General features: G+C 72.3%; 19 protein-coding genes and 1 pseudogene. 13 read left to right on the forward strand and 7 right to left on the reverse strand.

Features of this window, described 5'->3' with window-relative positions:
- The first annotated feature begins 5 nt into the window (after window positions 1-5).
- The 3 genes from cmk to der all read left to right on the forward strand — a co-directional run bounded on the left by cmk (window position 6) and on the right by der (window position 2944).
- Window positions 6-701, forward strand: coding sequence for a (d)CMP kinase (cmk, locus tag QHG49_RS27380; protein ID WP_145483419.1), 696 nt, complete (start codon window positions 6-8; stop codon window positions 699-701).
- A complete protein-coding gene (locus QHG49_RS27385) occupies window positions 659-1384 on the forward strand; it encodes a lysophospholipid acyltransferase family protein (RefSeq protein ID WP_370530513.1) in 726 nt (241 codons plus the stop codon). Before cmk ends, QHG49_RS27385 begins: the two co-directional genes overlap by 43 nt.
- A gap of 78 nt (window positions 1385-1462) precedes the next feature.
- Window positions 1463-2944 carry a ribosome biogenesis GTPase Der gene (der, locus tag QHG49_RS27390; RefSeq protein ID WP_145483422.1) on the forward strand — a complete coding sequence of 494 codons (1482 nt, stop codon included), beginning with the start codon at window positions 1463-1465 and terminating at the stop codon, window positions 2942-2944.
- A 61-nt stretch (window positions 2945-3005) separates the two neighbouring features.
- Here der and QHG49_RS27395 read toward each other — a convergent pair whose 3' ends face one another.
- Both QHG49_RS27395 and QHG49_RS27400 read right to left on the reverse strand, forming a co-directional pair.
- A complete protein-coding gene (locus QHG49_RS27395) occupies window positions 3006-3404 on the reverse strand; it encodes a hypothetical protein (RefSeq protein ID WP_145483424.1) in 399 nt (132 codons plus the stop codon).
- Between the two features lie 79 nt (window positions 3405-3483).
- Window positions 3484-4266: a hypothetical protein gene (locus QHG49_RS27400; RefSeq protein ID WP_145483427.1), complete on the reverse strand. Its 783-nt coding sequence runs from the start codon at window positions 4264-4266 to the stop codon at window positions 3484-3486.
- Between the two features lie 539 nt (window positions 4267-4805).
- Between QHG49_RS27400 and QHG49_RS27405 the strand changes: the two genes are divergently transcribed.
- The gene (locus QHG49_RS27405; protein ID WP_159700087.1) at window positions 4806-5477 is read left to right on the forward strand and encodes a transglycosylase family protein; all 672 of its coding nucleotides are present in this window, start codon (window positions 4806-4808) and stop codon (window positions 5475-5477) included.
- 7 nt (window positions 5478-5484) lie between these two features.
- Here QHG49_RS27405 and ctaD read toward each other — a convergent pair whose 3' ends face one another.
- A complete protein-coding gene (ctaD, locus tag QHG49_RS27410) occupies window positions 5485-7176 on the reverse strand; it encodes a cytochrome c oxidase subunit I (RefSeq protein ID WP_301491644.1) in 1692 nt (563 codons plus the stop codon).
- A gap of 363 nt (window positions 7177-7539) precedes the next feature.
- Here ctaD and QHG49_RS27415 point away from each other — a divergent pair, with 363 nt between their 5' ends.
- Window positions 7540-7755: an I78 family peptidase inhibitor gene (locus tag QHG49_RS27415; RefSeq protein ID WP_085564047.1), complete on the forward strand. Its 216-nt coding sequence runs from the start codon at window positions 7540-7542 to the stop codon at window positions 7753-7755.
- Window positions 7756-7852: 97 nt separating this feature from the next.
- Here the strand turns inward: QHG49_RS27415 and QHG49_RS27420 are convergent, their stop codons facing one another.
- The gene (locus tag QHG49_RS27420; protein ID WP_145483435.1) at window positions 7853-8878 is read right to left on the reverse strand and encodes a phosphatase PAP2 family protein; all 1026 of its coding nucleotides are present in this window, start codon (window positions 8876-8878) and stop codon (window positions 7853-7855) included.
- A gap of 238 nt (window positions 8879-9116) precedes the next feature.
- The gene (locus tag QHG49_RS27425) at window positions 9117-10334 is read right to left on the reverse strand and encodes a glycosyltransferase family 39 protein (RefSeq protein WP_370530514.1); all 1218 of its coding nucleotides are present in this window, start codon (window positions 10332-10334) and stop codon (window positions 9117-9119) included.
- Window positions 10335-10593: 259 nt separating this feature from the next.
- Between QHG49_RS27425 and QHG49_RS27430 the strand changes: the two genes are divergently transcribed.
- Both QHG49_RS27430 and QHG49_RS27435 read left to right on the forward strand, forming a co-directional pair.
- The gene (locus QHG49_RS27430; protein ID WP_301491645.1) at window positions 10594-12339 is read left to right on the forward strand and encodes an MFS transporter; all 1746 of its coding nucleotides are present in this window, start codon (window positions 10594-10596) and stop codon (window positions 12337-12339) included.
- An 89-nt stretch (window positions 12340-12428) separates the two neighbouring features.
- On the forward strand, window positions 12429-13613 hold the full coding sequence (locus QHG49_RS27435) for an acyl-CoA dehydrogenase family protein (protein ID WP_159700078.1): 1185 nt from the start codon (window positions 12429-12431) through the stop codon (window positions 13611-13613).
- 37 nt (window positions 13614-13650) lie between these two features.
- Here the strand turns inward: QHG49_RS27435 and QHG49_RS27440 are convergent, their stop codons facing one another.
- On the reverse strand, window positions 13651-14088 hold the full coding sequence (locus QHG49_RS27440) for a cell division protein SepF (protein ID WP_145483447.1): 438 nt from the start codon (window positions 14086-14088) through the stop codon (window positions 13651-13653).
- 270 nt (window positions 14089-14358) lie between these two features.
- Here QHG49_RS27440 and QHG49_RS27445 point away from each other — a divergent pair, with 270 nt between their 5' ends.
- The gene (locus QHG49_RS27445; protein WP_301491646.1) at window positions 14359-15585 is read left to right on the forward strand and encodes a DUF5685 family protein; all 1227 of its coding nucleotides are present in this window, start codon (window positions 14359-14361) and stop codon (window positions 15583-15585) included.
- Between the two features lie 26 nt (window positions 15586-15611).
- Here QHG49_RS27445 and QHG49_RS27450 read toward each other — a convergent pair whose 3' ends face one another.
- Entirely contained in the window at window positions 15612-16529 is a 918-nt protein-coding gene (locus QHG49_RS27450; protein WP_145483452.1) for an ABC transporter substrate-binding protein, read from the reverse strand.
- Between the two features lie 485 nt (window positions 16530-17014).
- Here QHG49_RS27450 and QHG49_RS27455 point away from each other — a divergent pair, with 485 nt between their 5' ends.
- From QHG49_RS27455 to QHG49_RS27475, 5 genes and pseudogenes are all read left to right on the forward strand, one after another.
- The gene (locus QHG49_RS27455; protein ID WP_159700069.1) at window positions 17015-17872 is read left to right on the forward strand and encodes an amino acid ABC transporter permease; all 858 of its coding nucleotides are present in this window, start codon (window positions 17015-17017) and stop codon (window positions 17870-17872) included.
- Complete coding sequence (locus QHG49_RS27460) at window positions 17869-19626, forward strand: FAD/NAD(P)-binding domain-containing protein (protein WP_301491647.1); 1758 nt, start codon at window positions 17869-17871, stop codon at window positions 19624-19626. The genes QHG49_RS27455 and QHG49_RS27460 overlap by 4 nt, the downstream gene beginning before the upstream one ends.
- Before the next feature lie 30 nt (window positions 19627-19656).
- Window positions 19657-20418, forward strand: a complete 762-nt coding sequence (locus QHG49_RS27465) for an amino acid ABC transporter ATP-binding protein (protein ID WP_145483460.1) — start codon at window positions 19657-19659, stop codon at window positions 20416-20418.
- A gap of 233 nt (window positions 20419-20651) precedes the next feature.
- Window positions 20652-21053, forward strand: a pseudogene (locus QHG49_RS34180) (LLM class flavin-dependent oxidoreductase); the annotation flags it as partial.
- 354 nt (window positions 21054-21407) lie between these two features.
- The gene (locus tag QHG49_RS27475) at window positions 21408-22190 is read left to right on the forward strand and encodes a DUF1684 domain-containing protein (protein ID WP_301492943.1); all 783 of its coding nucleotides are present in this window, start codon (window positions 21408-21410) and stop codon (window positions 22188-22190) included.

Consider the following 22190-nt stretch of genomic DNA (forward strand, 5'->3'; position numbering starts at 1 on the left):
CCCCCGTGGAAAACGGCGCCGCCCCGACCGCCAAGCCCGTGATCGTCGCGATCGACGGTCCCTCCGGCACGGGCAAGTCGAGCACGTCGAAGGCCGTGGCCGCACAGCTCGGACTCAGCTACCTGGACACCGGCGCCCAGTACCGGGCGATCACCTGGTGGATGGTGCACCACGGCATCGACCTGGCGGACCCGACCGCCATCGCCGCCGTGGCGGGCAAGCCCGAGATCGTCTCCGGCACCGACCCGTCCGCCCCGACCATCACGGTCGACGGCGTGGACGTGGCCGCCCCGATCCGCACCCAGGAGGTCACCTCCAAGGTCAGCGCGGTCAGCGCGGTGCCCGAGGTGCGCACCCGGATCACCGAGCTGCAGCGCTCGCTGGCCGTGGGCGCCGAGCGGGGCATCGTGGTCGAGGGCCGGGACATCGGTACGACGGTGCTGCCGGACGCCGACCTCAAGGTCTTCCTCACCGCCTCCCCGGAGGCCCGCGCCGCCCGCCGCAGCGGTGAGCTGAAGGGCGCGGACCTGCACGCCACCCGTGAGGCGCTGATCAAGCGCGACGCCGCCGACTCCAGCCGCAAGACCTCCCCGCTCGCCAAGGCCGACGACGCGGTCGAGGTGGACACCACCGAGCTCACCCTCGCCCAGGTCATCGAGTGCGTCGTCACCCTGGTCGAGGAGAAGCGGGCAGGGAAGTGAGCCCGGCCCTGGAGAGACGGGACGCGGGCCTGCCCTCCGAGAAGGGCGCCGAGGTCGGTCGGCGCATCGGCGTCGGCCTGATGTACGGGCTGTGGCGGCCGCGCGTGCTCGGCGCCTGGAAGGTGCCCGCGAGCGGCCCGGTGATCCTCGCCGTCAACCACTCGCACAACATCGACGGACCCATGGTCATGGGGGTGGCACCCCGGCCGACGCACTTCCTGATCAAGAAGGAGGCGTTCGTCGGCCCGCTGGGCGCCTTCCTGAGCGGCATCGGCCAGCTGAAGGTGGACCGCACCGCCGCCGACCGCGCCGCCATCACCCGGGCCCTCGACCTCCTGGCGGCCGGGGGAGTGCTGGGCATCTTCCCGGAGGGCACCCGGGGCGAGGGCGACTTCGCCTCGCTGCGTTCGGGCCTCGCCTATTTCGCGGTCCGCAGCGGGGCGCCGATCGTGCCGGTGGCCGTCATGGGAAGCTCGGACCGGCCGGGACGGTTGATAAAGGCGCTGCCCCCGGTGCGCTCGCGGGTGGACGTCGTCTTCGGGGACCCGTTCGACGCGGGCGACGGGAGCGGGCGGCGCACGCGCCGGGCGCTGGACGAGGCGACCGAGCGCATCCAGAAGCAGCTCACCGCCCACCTGGAAAACGCCAGGCGCCTGACCGGGCGCTGGGCGACACTTGAGTAGTGGATCAGCCCACCGAGGGATAAGCCCACCAGGGCCTGTTCCACCGATCACCACGATGAACAACGAGGTACGGACTTCATGAACGACGACATCCAGCCCGACGGCTCGGCCGCGCACGAGTACGAGCACGGGGCTCTCGGCGACGCCGAGTACGCGGAGTTCATGGAGCTCGCCGCGGTCGAGGGCTTCGACATCGAGGACGTCGAGGGCGCCATCGAGGCGGCGGGCCACGGCCCGCTGCCCGTGCTCGCCGTCGTCGGCCGCCCGAACGTCGGCAAGTCGACCCTGGTCAACCGGATCATCGGCCGCCGCGAGGCGGTCGTCGAGGACAAGCCCGGCGTCACCCGCGACCGCGTCACCTACGAGGCCGAGTGGGCGGGCCGCCGCTTCAAGGTGGTCGACACCGGCGGCTGGGAGCAGGACGTCCTCGGCATCGACGCCTCCGTGGCCGCCCAGGCCGAGTACGCGATCGAGGCCGCCGACGCGGTGGTCTTCGTGGTCGACGCCAAGGTCGGCGCCACCGACACCGACGAGGCGGTCGTACGACTGCTGCGCAAGGCCGGCAAGCCGGTGGTGCTGTGCGCCAACAAGGTCGACGGCCCGAGCGGCGAGGCCGACGCCTCGTACCTGTGGAGCCTCGGCCTCGGCGAGCCCCACCCCGTCTCCGCGCTGCACGGCCGCGGCACCGGCGACATGCTGGACGCCGTCCTGGAGGCGCTGCCCGAGGCGCCCGCGCAGTCCTTCGGCACCGCCATCGGCGGGCCCCGCCGCATCGCCCTCATCGGCCGCCCGAACGTCGGCAAGTCCTCCCTGCTGAACAAGGTCGCGGGCGAGGAGCGCGTCGTCGTCAACGAGATGGCGGGCACCACCCGCGACCCGGTCGACGAGATGATCGAACTCGGCGGCGTCACCTGGAAGTTCGTGGACACCGCGGGCATCCGCAAGCGCGTCCACCTCCAGCAGGGCGCGGACTACTACGCCTCGCTGCGCACCGCCGCCGCGGTGGAGAAGGCCGAGGTCGCGGTCGTCCTGATCGACGCCTCGGAGAACATCTCCGTGCAGGACCAGCGGATCGTCACCATGGCCGTGGAGGCGGGCCGGGCGATGGTCGTCGCCTTCAACAAGTGGGACACGCTGGACGAGGAGCGCCGCTACTACCTGGAGCGGGAGATCGAGACCGAGCTGGCCCAGGTCGCCTGGGCGCCCCGGGTGAACGTGTCGGCGCGCACCGGCCGCCACATGGAGAAGCTGGTCCCGGCCATCGAGACGGCCCTCGCCGGCTGGGAGACCCGCGTCCCCACCGGCAGGCTCAACGCCTTCCTCGGCGAGCTGGTCGCGGCCCACCCGCACCCGGTCCGCGGCGGCAAGCAGCCGCGCATCCTCTTCGGCACCCAGGCCGGCACCAAGCCCCCGCGCTTCGTGCTCTTCGCCTCCGGCTTCATCGAGGCGGGCTACCGGCGCTTCATCGAGCGCCGGCTGCGCGAGGAGTTCGGCTTCGAGGGCACCCCGATCCATATCTCGGTGCGGGTGCGCGAGAAGCGCGGCGCCAAGAAGAAGTAACCGCGGTACGACGCGAAGGGCGGCCCCTGTCCGGCAGGGGCCGCCCTTGTGTGTGCGGGTGTCACGCGCCGCGGCGCGGTCCGGGGGGCAGCGCCGCGGGCACATGGTGCATCCCGGTGTCCTGCTGCGGCCGCCCGAGGGTGCCGACGCGCTGCCACTGCGACTGCTGGCGGGCGCTGTAGGCCCCCGCGCTGTAGGCGCTGTACGAGCTGCTGAACGAACCCGCGCGATGGCCGCCGTACGACCACCCGGTGCGGTCCGGCAGGCCGAAGGGGACGAACCTCATCCCCTCCTCGCCGCTGCGGTCGCCCGGCAGGGTGCGGAAGGCCTTGACCCACTCCGAGGCGAGCATGTCGAAGATCGGCGTGGCCGAGGCACCACCCGCCCCTTCGTGCCCCGTCCGGGCGGACGGAACGGAGGAGAACGAGGACCGTCGGGGCGAAGTGTCGTATGCGTGCACGTATGTCCAAACGACAGCGCGCGAGAAGAGATGCGGTTTCGCAACCTTCCTTTGGACGCGGCCCCTTGGACGCGCGGGCTCAGGTGCCGGCGAGCGGGAGCGCGGCGGCGACCAGCCTGCCGCCCGCCGCCGCCCTGTCGAGGGAGTCCCGCAGCAGGTCCTCACGCGGCTGACGGCCGATGGAGCCCACCGGCGCGGCGAACATCAGCACCTGCTGGTGCTTGTTGGCCGCGGCCCGCCAGCCGTCGGTGACCTGGAGCGGCTGATGGGCCTGCCACCAGGCGACCGGGTGGCCGCCGGTCGGGCCCGGCTGGAGGACCGCGTGCAGCTGGCCCACGGCCAGCAGCACCGACCAGCCGTGCAGCACCGGCGGGACCGCGGCCAGCTCGGTCACCGGCATGAAGCCCTGCTCGACGAGGAGCGGCAGGAAGTCGTCCCCGGGCCCGATGGTGCCGGGGCGCACGATGGGCGAGGTGGGCTCGACCACCAGGGCGGGGTGCAACTCGCCCTCGATGAGGACGAGTCCGCTGGTCACACCGAGCACCGCCTGCTCGGGCACGGGCCGAGGCGGCGCGCCGCCCTCGGCCTGCGCGCCGATGGAGCGGACGGCGCCCTGCAACTGCTCCTCGGTCACCTGGACGACCTGCGAGGGCAGGCAGCTGGCGTGGGCGAAGGCGAGGACCGCCGTCTCCTCGCCGACGAAGAGGACGGTGCTGGTGCGCTCCTGCTCGGAGTCGCCCGGGGTGCGGCAGGACGTGCAGTCGTAACTGCCCGGGGCGTTCTCTCCGGCGAGCAGCCGGTCGGCTTCTTCGTCGCCGATCTCGGCGCGTACGGCGTCGCTGACGTCGAGCATGCGCGGCACGGGTGGCTCCCTCGGGATGCGTGCTGGACCGGTCGGGTGGCCCCCGGCCGATGAGCCCCAGGGTTCCGGGCTCATGAAGAAGACAACGGGCGTCCTGTGGTGGGGGTCACGCATGGCGGAGCATCGGTTCGAATCAACCGCCACACTCGATCACCCTGGGTGCCGATTCGGACACTGATCGTCAACTCCGCGCCGAGGCAAGCTACTTGAACGAGTGAAGTGGGTCACAGGGGGTCGCCGGGCAGGGGCGAAAAATCAGTAGATCAGTGCATGTAGTGGGTGTCCGGAAATCGCCGATACCAGCGGTAACTGCCAACTGGCCTGGCACGACGGTCATGTGGTTGATGTCCGGCACACGCTTTCCCTACATTCCTCCGCCGTGTGCAACGAGCACCGCTCGGGTTCGTCCGTCACCCGGCACCGGCAACGCGTCACCGCCGGCACCGGGGGCACGGACGGGGCGGGCGCGAGGAACCGCGGTCCTGCGCGGCGAGGCGCGCTCCGCCCGGGGGAACCCGGGTCGTCGGAGAGGGAGTCATATGTCCGAGTGTGCCGATATCAGCCGTACCACCACCCGTGACGACAGCGCGCGCAGGGGCCGTACGACGGCCGTACTCGCCGGCGCCGCGCTGCTGGCCCCGCTGGGGCTGCTGGCCGCGACCGGCAGCGCCGCCGCCGCGGACAACGGGGTGTGGGACCGCATCGCCCAGTGCGAGAGCGGCGGCAACTGGCACATCAGCACCGGCAACGGCTACTACGGGGGACTCCAGTTCTCCGCCCACACCTGGAGCGCGTACGGCGGCGGCGCCTACGCCTCGACGGCCGACCGAGCCTCCAGGGGCGCGCAGATCGCCGTCGCGACGCGCGTCCAGCAGGCCCAGGGCTGGGGCGCCTGGCCGGTCTGCTCCGGCCGCGCGGGCGCGATGGGCTCCGCCCCCTCGCAGGTGAGCCTCGACAAGGGCAGCACGACGAAGAAGCCGGCCCCGTCCAGGACGCCGAGGACCTCGAACACCTCGACCACCCCGACGACCTCGAAGGCACCGGGCCACCCCTCCCGGGGTACCGGCGGCTACACCGTCCGCGAGGGCGACACGCTGTCCAGGATCGCCGCTCGCCACGGCATGGACTGGCACCGCCTGTACGCGGCCAACAGGTCCGTGATCGGCGGCGACCCCGACCTCATCGTCCCCGGCACCCACCTGGCCTTCTGAGCAGCGCTCAGTCCCGCGCCTGATGGCCCCTCGGCTCCGGCTGGGGGGCCTGTGCCGCGTACGCCGGGTGGTGCAGGTCGAACGCCGGCGACTCCGAGCGGATCCTCGGCAGCGTCACGAAGTTGTGCCGCGGCGGGGGACAGGACGTCGCCCACTCCAGGGAGCGGCCGTAGCCCCAGGGGTCGTCGGTGTCGACCTTCTCGCCGTGGCGGGCCGTCTTCCAGACGTTGCAGAGGAAGGGCAGCGTCGACAGACCGAGCAGGAACGCGCCGATGGAGGACACGGTGTTGAGCGCCGTGAAGCCGTCCGCCGCCAGATAGTCCGCGTACCGGCGCGGCATCCCCTCCGCCCCCAGCCAGTGCTGCACCAGGAACGTGGTGTGGAAGCCGACGAACAGCGTCCAGAACTGGATCTTCCCCAGCCGCTCGTCCAGCATCTTCCCGGTGAACTTCGGCCACCAGAAGGCGAACCCCCCGAACACCGCGAAGACGACCGTGCCGAAGACGACGTAGTGGAAGTGCGCGACCACGAAGTACGAGTCCGTGACATGGAGGTCCATCGGCGGCGACGCGAGGATCACCCCGGTCAGCCCGCCGAACAGGAACGTCACGAGGAAGCCCAGCGCCCACAGCATCGGCGTCTCGAAGGACAGCGAGCCGTGGATCATCGTGCCGGTCCAGTTGAAGAACTTCACCCCGGTCGGCACCGCGATCAGGAACGACATGAAGGAGAAGAACGGCAGCAGCACCGCGCCGGTGGCGAACATGTGGTGCGCCCACACCACGATCGACAGACCGGTGATCGCCATCGTCGCGCCGACCAGCGTCAGATACCCGAAGATCGGCTTGCGGCTGAAGACCGGGATGATCTCCGTGACGATCCCGAAGAACGGCAGCGCGATGATGTAGACCTCGGGATGCCCGAAGAACCAGAACAGGTGCTGCCACAGCAGCGCCCCGCCGTTCGCCGCCTCGAACACCCGCGCCCCGAAGTGCCGGTCCGCCTCCAGCACCAGCAGTGCCGCCGCCAGCACCGGGAACGCCAGCAGGATCAGGATCGAGGTGAACAGGGTGTTCCAGGTGAAGATCGGCATCCGGAACATCGTCATGCCCGGCGCCCGCATCGCGATGATCGTGGTGATGAAGTTGACCGCGCCGAGGATCGTCCCGAACCCGGACAGCGCGAGCCCCATGATCCACAGGTCGGGGCCGGCCCCGGGGGAGTGCGTCGCGTCGTTGAGCGGCGCGTAGGCGAACCAGCCGTAGTCGGCGGGCCCGTCCGGGGAGAGCAGGGAGCCCAGCACGATCAGGCCGCCGAACAGGAAGAACCAGTACGACAGCATGTTCAGCCGGGGGAAGGCCACGTCCGGGGCGCCGATCTGGAGCGGCATCAGCTCATTGGCGAACCCCGCGAAGCTCGGTGTCGCGAACAGCAGCAGCATGATCGTGCCGTGCAGGGTGAACAGCTGGTCGTACCTCTCCGCGCTCATCAGCTGGAGCCCCGGCCGGGCGAGTTCGGCCCGCATCAGCAGCGCCATCACCCCGGCGGCCAGGAAGAAACCGAAGCCGGTGATCAGATACAGATGGCCGATCTTCTTGTGGTCCGTGGTGGTGAGCCAGTCCACCACCACCCGGCCCGCCCGCCCCCGCCCCCGGCCGCGCACCGGTCCCGGCGCCGCGCTCGCGGTCTCGGTCGCCATCGCTCGCCCCTTCGCGTCGGCACGCCCCGGGCCGCGCACCGGCATGTGCGGAATCCGTGAAATTTCCCATGCGGTGTCAGCTCCGGTGGCATAGCGCCGGATTCCCCCGGGGAATCATGCTCCCGGGCCCGTCCCGATCCTCACCACGGCACTTTCCGCCGGGTAATTCGAGGGGGTGGTACGACACGCGGGAATTCAGTTCGAATCCCCCGGTGGGTGGTACGGAAACCCCCGAACGTGTGAGGAAGTTCGACCGAAACGGGTCCCCGGAAGCTGTGACAGAAGTGTGACGGGAGTCTGGCCCCGCTCTTACCCTGCCGCGCCCGGCTTCCGTCACCGCGTGTGTCGCCCTAGCGTGGCCCCATGGCACCGATTCCCACTCCGCCAGCGGAGCCCCAGGACAGCCCGGACGGGTACGTCGGCCTCGACGCCGAGCAGGCCGAGCGGCGCGCCCGGGAGCGCGGCTGGTCGACCGTGCGCGCGCTGCCGCCGGGCGCGATCATCACCATGGAGTACCGCGTGGGGCGGCTCAACTTCGAGGTGCGCGACGGCCGGGTGGCCCGCGCCTGGAAGGGCTGACCGGCCTCGCCGCGCCCGCGGACGGCGCGAAGGCCCCGCTCCCGGGAAGGGGGCGGGGCCTTCGTCGTGTGCGTACCGGGGTTCGCCGCCCGGGTCCTCAGCCGCCCGTCAGGGGGCGGGCCGGGGAGGTGCCGCGCGGTGCCCGGTCGGCGCCGGGCGGGCGGCGGGGGCCCGCCGGGGTGACCGGGCTGCGCTCCGAACGGGCCGTGTGCGGGCCGGGCGCCAGGTGCGCCAGGCCCCGGGAGGCGCGGGTCGAGGAGACCGGCTCGCGGGCCGGCGCGGACTGCTCGGCCGAGGCGGCGCGCGGCCCGGTGAGCACCACCGGGGCGACGGGGACGGCCGGTTCGCGCACGGGCCGGCTGCGCCGGGCGCGCCAGCGGTCGCGCAGGTCGAACAGCCACATCTCGGTGCGGGCGATCAGTGATTCGAACCAGGGCAGGGCGAGCAGGATCAGCAGACCGGCGGCCCAGCCGAGGAGCACATCGCTGAGCCAGTGCGTACCGAGGTAGACGGTGGTGAGGCCGACACCGAGCGAGGTGATCGCGGAGACGGCCGACAGCCAGCGGCGGGCGCGCGGGGTGGAGGCCAGGTAGGCCAGGATGCCCCAGGTGACCACCGCGTTGGCGGTGTGGCCGCTGGGAAATATATCGCCGCCCCTGACCATCTCGTTCGAGCCGATCACGGTCGCGTAGTGCGGACCGAGCCGTCCCATGCCGTACTTGGCGGCGCCGACCGTGATGTTCAGCAGCAGCAGCGACGTGGCGAGGGTGAGCAGCGGGCGCAGCGTGTGCTGTCGCCAGGAGCGCCAGCCCAGCCAGGCCGCGACCATCACCGCGGTGGGGCCGCGCTGGCCGAGCACCACGTAGTAGTCGAGGAAGGCGTGGATCTGCGGCCACTGCTGGTACGGCCGGAAGAACATGACCTGCCAGTCGAGCCGGACGAGCCAGGAGGTGGTCACCACGGCCCACACGATCGCCAGGTAGAAGGCGAGGGTCGCGGAGAACAGCACGACCCGGTGCCGGCTCATCACCGGCACATCGATATGGGCCGGCCGTTCCGGCTCGCGGTCCAGCCTGGCGAACACCCGGTCCAGACGCCGGGTGAGGTTCCGTTCGGTACGCACCCAATCGACGTTACAGCGAGTGAGCTGTGGTCCCGGTCGAAACAGCGTCTTTGTGATGACGATGTGATGTGGGAAACCTCTCAAGGGCGGCTGAATTTCACAGGATTCCGCAATCCGGTGGAGCCGTCCTCTGTAATTCCTTTGATCATGCCGGGTGTTGTTTATATGGCACTTATAAATGCGTTAACCCGGTCCTGGGCCGCAATTCTCCGGGGCGTCATCGGCCCGCCGGAGTGGATCATGGAGGCCCCGAGCCGTTCAGCCAGAACGCCCCGTACACCGCGGAGACGACCGCCAATCCCACCGTGACCAGGGCGGATCGGGAGGTCCGCAGCCGGGCGAGCGCGGCGGCGAGCGGGAGGAGCACCGGGAAGGCGGGCAGCAGCAGCCGGGGCTTGGAACCGAAGTAGCTCGACGCGCACAGTGCGAGCGCGAGCACCACACCGGTGTACACGAGCAGTTCGAGCGGCTGGCCCCGGCGCACGCCGGTGACGTACAGCCAGAGCAGCAGCCCGACGCCCGCGATCAGGCCGACGCCCGCGAGCGCGCCGGGGAACGACGTGAACTTCTCGGCCACGAAACGCGCGAAGGCGTACCCGCCGTCGAAGCCGTTGCGCCATCCGGCCTGGACGTCCAGATAGCCGAGCGGGCCCCTGCCGGTGCGATGGCCCACCCACAGGACGTAACCGGCCGCGCCGAGCGGGGCGAGCGACACGCCGAGGAGACGGCGGACGGTGGAGTGCGCGGGGGCGCCTGCCGGTGACCGCGCGCCGTCCGCACGCGCCGCGCTTCGGTCCCGCACGAACGAGACCGCGGCCGCGACCCACACCGCCGCCACCACCGCGCCGCCCACCGGCCGGGTCAGCCCCGCGAACGCCGCGAGCAGCCCCGCCCCCACCCACCGCCCGGTCAGCAGCGCGTACAGCGCCCAGGCCGCCAGCGCCGTGAACAGCGACTCGCTGTACGCCATCGACTGCACGGCCGCGACCGGCAGCACCGCCCACAGCAGTACGGCGCAGATGCCGACCCGCGGCCCGTACACCCGCTCCGCCACCGCGAAGATCCCCGCTGCCGCGGCCAGCGAGGCCACCAGGCTCACCACGAGGCCCGCGTGCGGGTACGACAGCGGGGTGAGCGCGTGCAGCAGCCGCTCCAGCCAGGGCAGCAGCGGGAAGAACGCCAGGTTCGAGTGGATGTCGCCGTTCGGCAGCCGCACCTGGTAGCCGTAGCCCAGTTCGGCGACCCGGGTGTACCAGAGGGAGTCCCAGCGCGCGGTCAGCAGGGTCAGCGCGCTCGTGCCGCGCGCGGCGCTCCACACCGCCAGCACCACCAGGCCCAGGGCACGGACCGCCGCGTACGCCAGCACGGCCGGCACCGCCCGGCGGAGCAGCGGGGCGGCGGGCGGGTCCTGGGGCGGGGCGTGGGGTGCGGCCACGCCGGTGCTGAGATCGGTCACGGGCTCGATTATCGACCGGACGGGGGAACGCGCCGGCCGCCGGGGAGCGGCCGGGCCGCCGCGGCGTGGCGCACCCCACAGGGCCGCCGCCCCGGGGTGAGAGGTCCGCCACGTGGGGGCGCGACGGACTCGCGTAGGCTGACGAGCCATTCCCGTGGGTTCAGCGGGGTCCGGGAACACCGCTCCGTCCCGGCCGTACGACATAAAGGGAGAGCCTGTCGCTCCGCCCCGCACGAGGGAACATCTGGGAGGTACGTACATGTCCGGGACGACCACGGCCGCGCTCCGGCCGCGCCGTCGGACGACCGGGCCCGGTGCCGACCGCTGGGTCGTCCTCGTCGTCCTCTGCGCCAGCCTGCTGCTCGTCGCCCTCGACGCGACCGTGCTGCACGTGGCCGTCCCCGCGGTCAGCGAGGACCTGCGGCCCAGCGCCATCCAGCTGCTCTGGATCGTCGACGTCTACCCGCTGGTCTGCGCCGCGCTGCTGATCCTCTTCGGCACCCTGGGCGACCGCGTCGGACGCAGACGCGTGCTCCTGCTCGGCTACGCCCTGTTCGGCGTGGCCTCCGCGGTGGCCGCCTGCGCGCACACCGCCGAGGTGCTGATCCTCGCCCGCGCCCTGCTCGGCGTCGGCGGCGCCATGATCATGCCCGCGACCCTGTCGATCCTGCGCCAGGTCTTCCCCGACCGGCGCGAGCGCGCCCTCGCCATCGGTGTCTGGAGCGCGGTCGCCGCGGTCGGCGCGGCGGTCGGACCACTGCTCGGCGGGTTCCTGCTGGAGCACTTCTGGTGGGGCTCGGTCTTCCTGGTCAACATCCCGCTGATGCTGATCAGCCTCCCCGTCGGACGGCTGCTGCTGCCCGAGTCCCGGGGCACGGCCGACGGCCCCTGGGACGTGACCGGCGCGCTGACGGCGGCCGCGGGTCTGTTCGGCGTCGTCCTCGGTGTGAAGCGGCTCGGCGGCGGCGAGGACCCCACGAGCCCGCTCACCCTGCTGCCGCTGCTGGCCGGCGCGGCCCTGCTGGTGCTGTTCGTACGGCGCCAGCGGCGGCTGCCGCATCCGCTGGTGGACCTGTGCATGTTCCGCAGGCCCGCCTTCAGCACCTCGGTGGGCTGCATCGTGCTGGCCATGCTCGCGCTGGTCGGCCTGGAGCTGATCGCCGCGCAGTATCTGCAACTGGTGCTCGGCCTCTCCCCGCTCGCCACCGGGCTGCGGCTGCTGCCACTGACCGTGGCGGCGATGGCGGCCGGTCTGCTGGGCGCGCGCGTGCTGCGCCGGTTCGGGCCGCGCCGGATGGTGTGCACCGGCTTCTGCCTGACGGCGGCCGCGGTGCTGGCCCTGACCGCGATGGGCACCGCCGACAACTCCCCGCTGCTGCTGTCCGGCTTCGTGCTGCTCGGCTTCGGCCTGGAGACCACGTTGTTCGGCGCCTACGAGTCGATGCTCAGCGAGGCCCCCGCGGACCGGGCCGGCGGGGCGGCGGCGATCGGCGAGACGTCGTACCAGCTGGGCGCCGGCATCGGCATCGCACTGCTCGGCAGTGTGATGAACGCCGCCTATACGCCCCGGCTGCGCGCGGTCCCCGGGGTCTCCGCCCCGGACGCGACCGCCGCCGGGCACTCCCTGGGCGAGGCGTACGACGTCGCCGGCCGGCTCGGCGGCCCCACCGGGACCCTGCTCCGCCGGGTGGCCCGGGACTCCTTCGTGCACGGGCTGCATCTGACGCTGCTGGTGAGCGCGGGCCTGTTGCTGCTGGGCGCGGTGATGGCGCTGCGGCTGCCGCGGATCATGCAGTGCGGCGCGGAACCGGAGACCGGCGCGGAACCGGAGACCGGCGCGGGGGCGGAGTCCGGCGCCGGGTTGGAGTCCGGGGTTTCGGCGGGGGCCGGCGTGGAGGCGGGCGCCGAGCCGGGCGCCGCCGGGGTGCCCTCCCCGCGTGTCTCCGGCAAGCAGCGCGCCTCCGGCACGCCGCAGGTCCCCGAGAAGCCGCGGGTCTCCGCCTGACCCCTCTGGACGTGCGGGACACTGCGCCGTAACGTCGGCCGCACAGCCGTAACTAGCGCTGCTAGTTTTCCGTATCCGGAGGGTGTCCCATGTCCGCGAAGCTGCCCCCGTTCGACGCCGCCGACCCGCTCGGGATCGACGATCTGCTGGACCCGGAGGACCTGGCGATCCGGGACACCGTGCGCGGCTGGGCGGCCGACCGGGTGCTGCCGTACGTCGCCGACTGGTACGAGAAGGGCGAGCTGCCCGGGATCCGGGAGCTGGCCCGGGAGCTGGGCGGGATCGGCGCCCTCGGGATGTCCCTCAGCGGGTACGGCTGCGCGGGCGCGTCGGCCGTGCAGTACGGACTGGCCTGCCTGGAGCTGGAGGCGGCCGACTCCGGGATCCGCTCGCTGGTCTCCGTGCAGGGCTCCCTCGCCATGTACGCCATCCACCGCTTCGGCAGCGAGGAGCAGAAGCAGGAGTGGCTGCCGCGGATGGCGGCGGGCGAGGTGATCGGCTGCTTCGGCCTGACCGAGCCCGACCACGGCTCCGACCCGGCCTCCATGCGCACGCACGCCAAGAAGGACGGCGACGACTGGGTGCTCAACGGGCGCAAGATGTGGATCACCAACGGATCGGTCGCCGGGGTCGCCGTCGTCTGGGCGCAGACCGAGGAGGGCATCCGCGGCTTCGTCGTACCGACCGGCACCCCCGGTTTCTCGGCGCCCGAGATCAAGCACAAGTGGTCCCTGCGCGCCTCCGTCACCAGTGAACTCGTCCTGGACGACGTGCGGTTGCCCGCGAGCGCGGCGCTGCCGGAGGTCGTCGGGCTGCGCGGCCCGCTGAGCTGTCTCTCGCACGCCCGCTACGGCATCGTGTGGGGCGCGATGGGCGCCGCGCGCAGCAGCTTCGAGTCGGCCGTGGAGTACGCGAAGACCCGCGAGCAGTTCGGGCGGCCCATCGGCGGCTTCCAGCTCACCCAGGCCAAGCTCGCCGACATGGCGGTCGAACTGCACAAGGGGATCCTGCTCGCCCATCATCTGGGGCGGCGGATGGACGCCGGCCGCCTGCGTCCCGAGCAGGTCAGCTTCGGCAAGCTGAACAACGTCCGCGAGGCCATCGAGATCTGCCGTACGGCGCGGACGATCCTCGGTGCCAACGGGATCTCCCTCGAATACCCCGTGATGCGGCACGCGACCAACCTCGAATCGGTGCTCACCTACGAGGGCACCGTCGAGATGCACCAGCTGGTGCTGGGCAAGGCGCTCACCGGGCTCGACGCGTTCCGGTGAGCCACCGGATGGAGCGGGGCCGGTGAGCGGCCCCGCCTCAGCTCTGGTTGAAGAAGCCGTCCGTGCGGTGCGCGGACGCGTCACCGCTGATGATCTCCGTGTCGGCCGGGGTCAGCAGGAACACCCGCGTGGAGACCCGGTCGATGGAGCCGCGCAGACCGAAGATCAGCCCCGCCGCGAAGTCCACGACCCGCTTGGCGTCGCCGGGCTCCATGCTGGTGAGGTTCATGATGACCGGGACCCCGTCCCGGAACAGCTCGCCGATGGCACGGGCGTCCCGGAAGCTGTCCGGGGTGACCGTGGCGATCCGCCGGCTCTTCTCCTCGGCCTTGTCCGCGGCCACCTGGACCCGCGGGTCGGTCACCCAGGCGTCCCCGGACGTGGGGCCCTCGGCGTAGTCGTCGTCGTAATAGCGCTCGTCATCGTTGTCGTCGACGAGGCCGAGCCACGCACTCGCCTTGCGTACCGATCCCATGGACGCCTCCTCTCACAGCGGTCTCTCGTGCTTCCGCACCTTCCCCTATGGTCATCCATGATGCTGACAACGCGCCAAGTGGATAGTCGCCGCACGGGGGGTTTGTGACGGTACTGGTGCACAGCCGATCCGTCGAGACTCCTTGTCCCCCAAGGGTTGTGACACGTACGGCTGCTGACTGTGAGTGAAATATGATGGTCGGCGGCGGATGGGTGATGCCCGGTGCGTCCGGGTGAAGCCGATACCACCTCAACACACGGGGGAAACGCTGTGTTCGGAATAGTCAGACCGTGCTCGCATCGGCTCGGTGACCGCCTCACATCCGAGTGGATGGCGCATCTGTGCGGGCTCTGCCTCGCGTTGCGCCGCGACCATGGTCAGCTCGCACGTGTCGTCACCAACTATGACGGTTTGTTGATCTCCGTGTTGACGGAGGCTCAGCTCGGCCGGAGCGAGGGCGGACGACGCCTGGCGGGGCCGTGCGCGCTGCGCGGGATGCGGACGGCGTCCGTCGCGCAGGGCGAGGGCGCGCGGCTCGCGGCCGCCGTCTCCCTGGTGCTCGCCGCGGCGAAGGTCCGCGACCATGTCGCCGACCGGGACGGGCTGCTGGCCCGCAGACCCGTGGCCGCCGCCGCCCGCAAGGTCGCGGCGAGCTGGAGCCGGGACGGGGAAGCGGGCGGGGCGGCGGTCGGCTTCGACACCGGTGTCCTGGTGGACGCCGTCGACCGGCAGCTCGGCATCGAGACGCCGGCCGGGCCCGGCACCCCGCTGCTGACCGTCACCGAGCCCACCGAGACGGCTACCGCGGCCGCGTTCGCGCACACCGCGCGGCTGTCCGGCCGGCCCGGCAACGCGGCCCCGCTCGCCGAGGCCGGGCGGCTCTTCGGGCGGCTCGCGCATCTGCTGGACGCGGTGGAGGACCAGGAGGCCGACGCGGCCGGCGGCGCCTGGAACCCGCTCACCGCCACCGGAACCTCCCGCGCCGAGGCCCGCAGGCTCGCCGACGACGCGGTGCACGGCGTCCGACTCGCCCTGAAGGAGGCCGAGTTCAGCGACGGCGCGCTGATCCATCTGCTGCTGGTGCACGAGCTGCGGCGCTCGGTGGACCGGGCGTTCGGCACGACGACCTGTGGACACACGGGCGCGCAGGGCGCGTTCGGACCGCCGACCGGGCCGTACGCGCCGGGGAACCCGGGGAATCCGGGACCTCAGGGGCCGTACGCGCCGGGCGGCCCGTACGGCAACCCCTACGGCACCCCTCACGGCGGCGGGCCGCAGGGCCCGGACAAGCGGGGTTTCTGGGCCGGTTGCGCCGCCGCGCTCGCCGTGTGCTGCACCTGCAAGGTGTGCTGCGCCGACTCGTTCGAGGGGCCGTGGTCGCGCAAGCGGCGCGACGGCTGCTGCGCCTCCTGCGACTGCAACTGCGACGGGTCGTGCTGCGAGGCCATGGAGTGCTGCGAATGCTGCGAGTGCTGTGCCTGTGACTGCGGCTGCTGAGCCCGGCTCGGGCCGCTGACCCCCGCTCAGCCCTTGATCTCCGGCGGGGAGATCTGTGACTTCGTGATCGCCGAGCCCGTCGTGCCCCACTTCTTCAGGATCTTGTCGTAGGTCCCGTCGGCGATCAGCCGGTCCACCGCCGCCCGGAAGGCGGGCGCGAGTCTCGTGCCCTTCTTGAAGGCGAAGCCGACGTCCAGGCGGTGGAACTCATCGAGGAACTTCAGGCCCGGCTGCTGTGCGACGGCGTAGCGCAGCCCGTTGATCGTGGACATCACGACATCGCTGCGGCCCTGCTGCACCGAGGACCAGACCGCGCTCGGCTCGGCGTACGTCTGCACCTGGTACGGCTTCTTGCCCGCGTCGGAGCACAGATGCCTGCTCTCCTCCAGCGTGGCCTCGAAGGTGGTGCCGGCGCCGGTCGCCACGTTCAGCCCGCACAGCTGCTTCAGATCGGTGATCTTGCCCAGCTTGCTGTCCTTGCGGGTGGCGAAGCCCTGGCCGTCGTTGATGTAGGTGACGAAGTCGATGGTCCTGCGCCGCTCGTCGGTGACCCCGAAGTTGCTCGCGCCGAAGTCGTACTTGCCGCTGTCCAGGGCGGGCAGGATCGCCTCGAAACTCGCCTGGTCCACGGTCAGCTTCAAGCCCAGCACCTTGGCGACCGCCTTGGTGAAGTCGACGTCCTGCCCGGTCAGCGTTCTGCCGTCGGCGAGGTAGGTGGTGCCGGGCGGGGTGCCGCCGACGCTGATCGCGACGGTGAGGTGGCCGGTGCCGGGCGGCAGCAGCTTCGCCGCCGCCGGGTCGGTCTTCTCTGCCGACACCACGTCCGCGGTCGGCACCGCCGCGGGCGTGGCCGCCACCCCCGAGGCGTCCGCACCGCCCGTGCCCGAGCCGGAACCGCACGCGGTGAGGAGCAGGGCGGCCGAGGTCAAGGCGGTGAAGGGCATGACAAATCGATACTTCGGCATACGCATCGGCGGCGTTCTCCTGAACGGGAAAAGGGTGTGCGGAAGCGCGAGGGGAGGGGCGCGTGTGAAGGCGCGGTGGGGCGAGGAACAACGAGAGAAGCGCGGGAACGCGGAAGAGCGGAGATGCGCAGAGCGCGAAGCGGGCCCGCCGGAGGCGGGCGAGCGCAGGGGGTCAGCTCAACAGGAGGAGGACCACACGCGACCGAAGTCGATGTGGGAGCGGGTGACCAGCCACTGCTGTGGATGCATGGGGCAAGTGGAACAGGCATCCGGTTCCGCGTCAACTGACTTGAGACGTACCGCCCACACTATGGACACCCTTGACAGCGTGGGCGACCGCTTGCGTACTCTCGGTGTACGGCCCTGCTGAGGGGCTCGGCCGTGACCGCGCCGCTCGTCCGGCGCACCTGTGTGAAGGCACCACCCGTTCCGACGTTCGACCGATCGCGTCACGGAGCCTTCGCATGTCATCCGACACCCTCGCCCAAGCACCCACCGCCCCGGAGATACCCGGGCCCGCGGCCGTCCCCCGGATCGTGCCGCAGCGCCGCTACGGACAGTGGACCGCCGCCGTCGTCGTCCTCGTCCTGCTCGGCCTCGCCGTCACCTCCGTCGTGCGCAACCAGGCGTTCCAGTGGGACGTGGTCGCCGCGTACTTCACCACCGGCTCGGTGCTGCGCGGACTGTGGCTCACGCTCTGGCTGACCGCCGTGGTGATGGTCCTCGGCTTCGCCCTCGGCACCCTGCTCGCCGCGTTCCGGCTCTCCGCCAACCCCGTGCTGCGCGCGGTCGGCTGGGGCTACGTCTGGCTGTTCCGGTCCATCCCGATCCTGGTGCAGCTGCTGCTGTGGTTCAACATCGGGGCGCTGTACCCGACGGTGCTCGGGGTGAAGACGGTCGACCTGCTCAGCCCGGTCGCCGTGGCCATCGTCGGCCTCACCCTCCACGAGGCCGCCTACGCCGCCGAGGTCGTGCGCGGCGGCATCCTCTCCGTCGACCGGGGCCAGATCGAGGCCGCCCAGGCGCTCGGTCTGAGCCGGTGGCGCCGCTGGTGGCGGATCGTGCTGCCGCAGGCGATGCGCTCCATCGTGCCGCCCGCCGGCAACATGCTGATCGGCACCCTCAAGGGCACCTCCATCGTCAGCGTGATCGCCGTCAACGACCTTTTGTTCTCGGCCCAGTTGATCTACCACCGCACCTACCAGGTCATCCCGCTGCTGATGGTCGCCACCCTCTGGTACGCCGTCGTCACCACCGTGCTCGGCATCGGCCAGCACTACGTGGAGAAGCACTACGCGCGCGGCACGGGCGGGACCCGATGAGGCCCCAGCTGGTGATCGTGGGTGCCGGGCCGCGGGGGACCGGCCTCCTCGAACGCATCGCCGCCAACGCCCCCGAGCTGTATGCCGCCTCGGGCCTCGACATCCATCTCGTGGACCCGCATCCACCGGGCGGCGGACGCATCTGGCGCCAGGAGCAGTCGCCGCTGCTGTGGATGAACTCGCACGCCGAGGACGTCACCATGTTCACCGACGACACGGTGCGCATGGACGGACCGGTGCGCGAGGGGCCCACGCTGCACGAGTGGGCCGCCCTGGACGGCCGTACCTTCGCCGACCGCCGGCTCCAGGGCGGATACCTGCGCTTCGTGTACGAACGGGCCCTGGCCGAGCTGCCCCCGGACATCACCGTGCACCACCACCCCACCCGCGCGCTGCGCGTCGGCGGTCCCCGCGAGGGGCGCCAGCAGGTCTGGCTGGAGGGCCGGGCGCGCCCCCTCCTCGCCGACCTGGTGATTCTCGCCCTCGGCCACCTCGACGCCGAACTCGACCCGGAGCAGGTCAAGTTGGCCGCGTACGCCCGGACGCACAACCTGGTGCACCTGCCGCCCGACTTCACCGCCGACACCGACCTGTCCGCGCTGGAACCCGGCGAACCGGTGCTGGTGCGGGGCTTCGGACTGGCCTTCGTCGACCTGATGGTGCTGCTCACCGAGGGCCGCGGCGGCCGGTACGACGGCGACACCTATCTGCCCTCGGGACGGGAGCCGGTGCTGTACGTCGGCTCGCGGCGCGGGGTGCCGTACCACTCGAAGATCGGCTACGACTGGAGCGGCGACCGGCCCCCGCTGCCCCGCTTCCTCGGCCCCGCCGAGATCGCGGAACTGCGGTCCCGGCCGGGCGGCTTCGACTTCCGGCGCGATGTGTGGCCGCTGGTCGAGAAGGAGCTGGGCTTCGCCCACTACCACCGGCTGTTCACCGCCCACCCGGAGCGCACCACGAGCGCCTGGGCCGACTTCGAGGAGAAGTACGCGGCCGCCGACGGCCCCGCCGAACGGGACGCGCTCGCCGCCGCCGCCGTACCGGACCCGGCCGACCGGCTCGACCTCACCGCGCTCGACCATCCGCTGGCCGGGGTGCGCCACGCCTCGCACGAGGACCTCCAGGGCGGACTGCGCGCCTATATCGAGGCCGACCTCTCCAGACGCCACGACCCCTCCCACAGCGCCGACCTGGGCGTCTTCCTCGGGCTGCTCTCCGTCTACGGGCAGCTGGTGCGGCTCGGCGACATCGGGCCCTGGTGGCACGGGTTCTTCAGCTGTCTGGCGTCCGGGCCGCCCGGCCCCCGGCTGCGGCAGATGCTCGCGCTGTCCCGGGCGGGGCTGCTGCGGTTCCTCGGCGCCGGGATGACCGTCACCGCCGGGGACGGGGTGTTCCGGGCGGCGGGCCCCACCGTGCCCGGGTACTCGGTCACGGCCCGGGCGCTGGTCGAGGCCCGGCTGCCCGAGCCCACCGTGGCCCGCGCCCGCGATCCCCTGCTGCGCGAACTGCACGCCGACGGCGCCGCCGAGACCCCCGAGGGGCTGCTGCGGGTCGACCCCCGCGACGGCCGCCTCCTCGACGGCGCCGGGCGCCCGCACCCCCGCCGCTTCGCGCTCGGCCCCTACACCGACGCCCGCACCCCCGGCGCCTTCACCCGGCCGCGCACCGGCGGACCCGCCTTCCGGCAGAACGACGCCACCGCACGGGCCGCGCTGGCCTTCCTGCGTGCCGGAGCCGGCCGCGCCGTCGCGTGAACCTCCCCTCTATCCGAAGGAATTGACCCCATGACCGTCATGGTCGACATCCGGTCGGTGCACAAGAGCTTCGGCCCGCTCGACGTCCTCAAGGGCATCGACCTCCAGGTCCGCACCGGCGAGGTCACCGTCGTGCTCGGCCCCTCCGGATCCGGCAAGTCCACACTGCTGCGCACCATCAACCACCTGGAGAAGGCGGACCGGGGCGAGATCACGGTGGACGGCGCGCCAGTCGGCTACCGGCGCGCCGGGGACCGGCTGCACGAGCTGCCCGAACGCGAGGTGCTGCGCCACCGCACCAAGATCGGCTTCGTCTTCCAGAACTTCAACCTCTTCCCGCACCTCACCGTCCTGGACAATGTGACCGAGGCGCCGGTGTCCGCGCTGAAACGGCCCCGCCGGGAGGCGGAGGAGGACGCGCGCCGGCTCCTCGCGCGGGTGGGACTCGCCGACAAGTCGGACGCGTACCCACGGCAGTTGTCCGGCGGTCAGCAGCAACGCGTCGCCATCGCCCGGGCGCTGGCGCTGAAGCCCCGGCTGCTGCTCTTCGACGAGCCGACCTCGGCGCTCGATCCCGAACTGGTCGGCGAGGTCCTCGACGTCATCCGCGATCTCGCCGCCCGGGGCACCACGATGATCGTCGTCACCCATGAGATCGCCTTCGCGCGGGAGGTCGCCGACAGGGTGGTCTTCATGGCCGACGGCCGGATCGTCGAACAGGGCCCGCCCGCCGCGGTGCTGGACGCGCCGCGCGAGGAGCGGACCCGGGCGTTCCTGGCGAAGGTGTTGTGAGGATGGGCGGGCGGTACCACCGCGGGATGCTCCATCTCGCCGCCGCCCTCGACCTCTCCGACCGCCCCGGCACCGGCCCCCGCACCGAACTGGTACGGCTCGCCGAGCAGGGCCGGCTGGACTTCGTGACCCTGGACCACCTCTCGGGGCGGCCGGGGCCCGAGGTGCTCGCCCTGGTGTCGGCGATGGCGTCGGCGACCCGGCGGATCGGGCTGGTGCCGAGGGGGACGGGGATGTCCGGCCTCCTGGACCGGGTCGCCCAGGGCCGTGCGGGCCGGTGGGCCGAGACACCCGGTGCCGGGTCCGACGCGGGGGCGCGGGAGGCCGACCGCGCGAACGGGGTGCCGGGCGCGGGCGAAGTCCCGTTCCGCGCCGGTGAGTTGTGGGACCAGCCGGAGGATGCCCCCGGTGTCCCGGGGGAGGGGCACGGTCCCGGTGCCGGCCCGTCGTACCGCCTCGCCCCCCTCCGCCTCGTCGACGCGAGCACCCGGGACGCCCGGGCCCTCGCCGCCCGGTACGCCGATGTGGCCCTGGTCAGCGCCGTGACCCCGGCGCAGGCCACCGCCGTGCGCGAGGAGCTGCGGGCCCGGGCGGCGAGGTCGGGGCGGGAGCCCGGCGCCCCGCGGGTCCTGGTGAGCCTGCGGGTCGACCTCGGCGGCGGGGAGTGCGCGGCCGAGCCCGGGCACGGCGGGGGCGGCCCCCGGCCCACCGCGCGGGGCCCGCTGTACCGGGGCGGCCCGGTCGATCTCGCGGACCTGCTCGCCGACTGGCACGCCGAGGGCGCCGCCGACGGCTTCCACCTGGTCCCCGTCGAACCCCGCCGCGACCTGGAACGGCTGGTCAACGGCACGGTGGCGTTACTCCAGCACCGCGGCCTGTTCCGCACCTTCTATCCGGGCGGCACCCTGCGCGAGCACCTGGGCCTGGCCCGCCCCGCGCCGAGGCCGAAGCAGACAACACATACCCAGCACGCACAGAGATGGAACAGCATGGCAATCGACGCGTTCGACGCATGGAAGCAGTGGCGGGAGAAGCGGGAGGAGTCGGTCACCGCGCCCTACGGACCGCTCGCGCTGACCGGCACCCACTGGATCGAGGACCGGCCGGAGGGACGACTTCCGGACATTCCCGGGACTTGGCTGGCGGATGGTGACGGCATGGTCCTGACGGCCACCGAGGCCGACGGCATCCAGGTGGACCGCCGCCCCTTCGCCGGGGAGGTCCGGCTGACCGCCGACACCGGCCCGGAGGCCGCCGCCCGGGTCTCGATCGGCGAGAAACGGCTGGTCGTGCTGGTGCGCGAGGGCATCTGGGGGGTGCGGGTCTACGACCCCGGCGCCGCGGCGCGCCGGGCCTTCCGGGGCATCGAGGCCACCGAGTACGACCCGAGCTGGTCGGTGCCGGGCCGCTTCACGCCGTACGACGCGCAGCGCGTGCTGCGGCTCGGCAACGCGGACGGCCGGACCCGGGGGTTCGCCCTCGCCGGTGAACTCGCCTTCACCCTGGCCGGCCGGGAGCGGACGCTGGCCGTGGCCCGGCAGGGCGAGGGGCCGCTGTGGGCGGTGTTCGCCGACGCCACCAGCGGCGACACCAGTTTCCGGTTCCGCTTCCTCTATCCGCAGGCACCGGACGCGGAGGGCCGTACGACCGTCGACTTCAACCGCGCCCAGCTGCCGCCCTGCGCCTTCGCCGACCACTTCCTCTGCCCCTTCCCGCCGCCCGGGAACACGCTGGAGGTTGCGGTGGAGGCGGGGGAGCGGGCGCTGAGCTGA

Source organism: Streptomyces sp. WP-1, assembly GCF_030450125.1.
Classification (GTDB): Bacteria; Actinomycetota; Actinomycetes; order Streptomycetales; family Streptomycetaceae; genus Streptomyces; species Streptomyces incarnatus.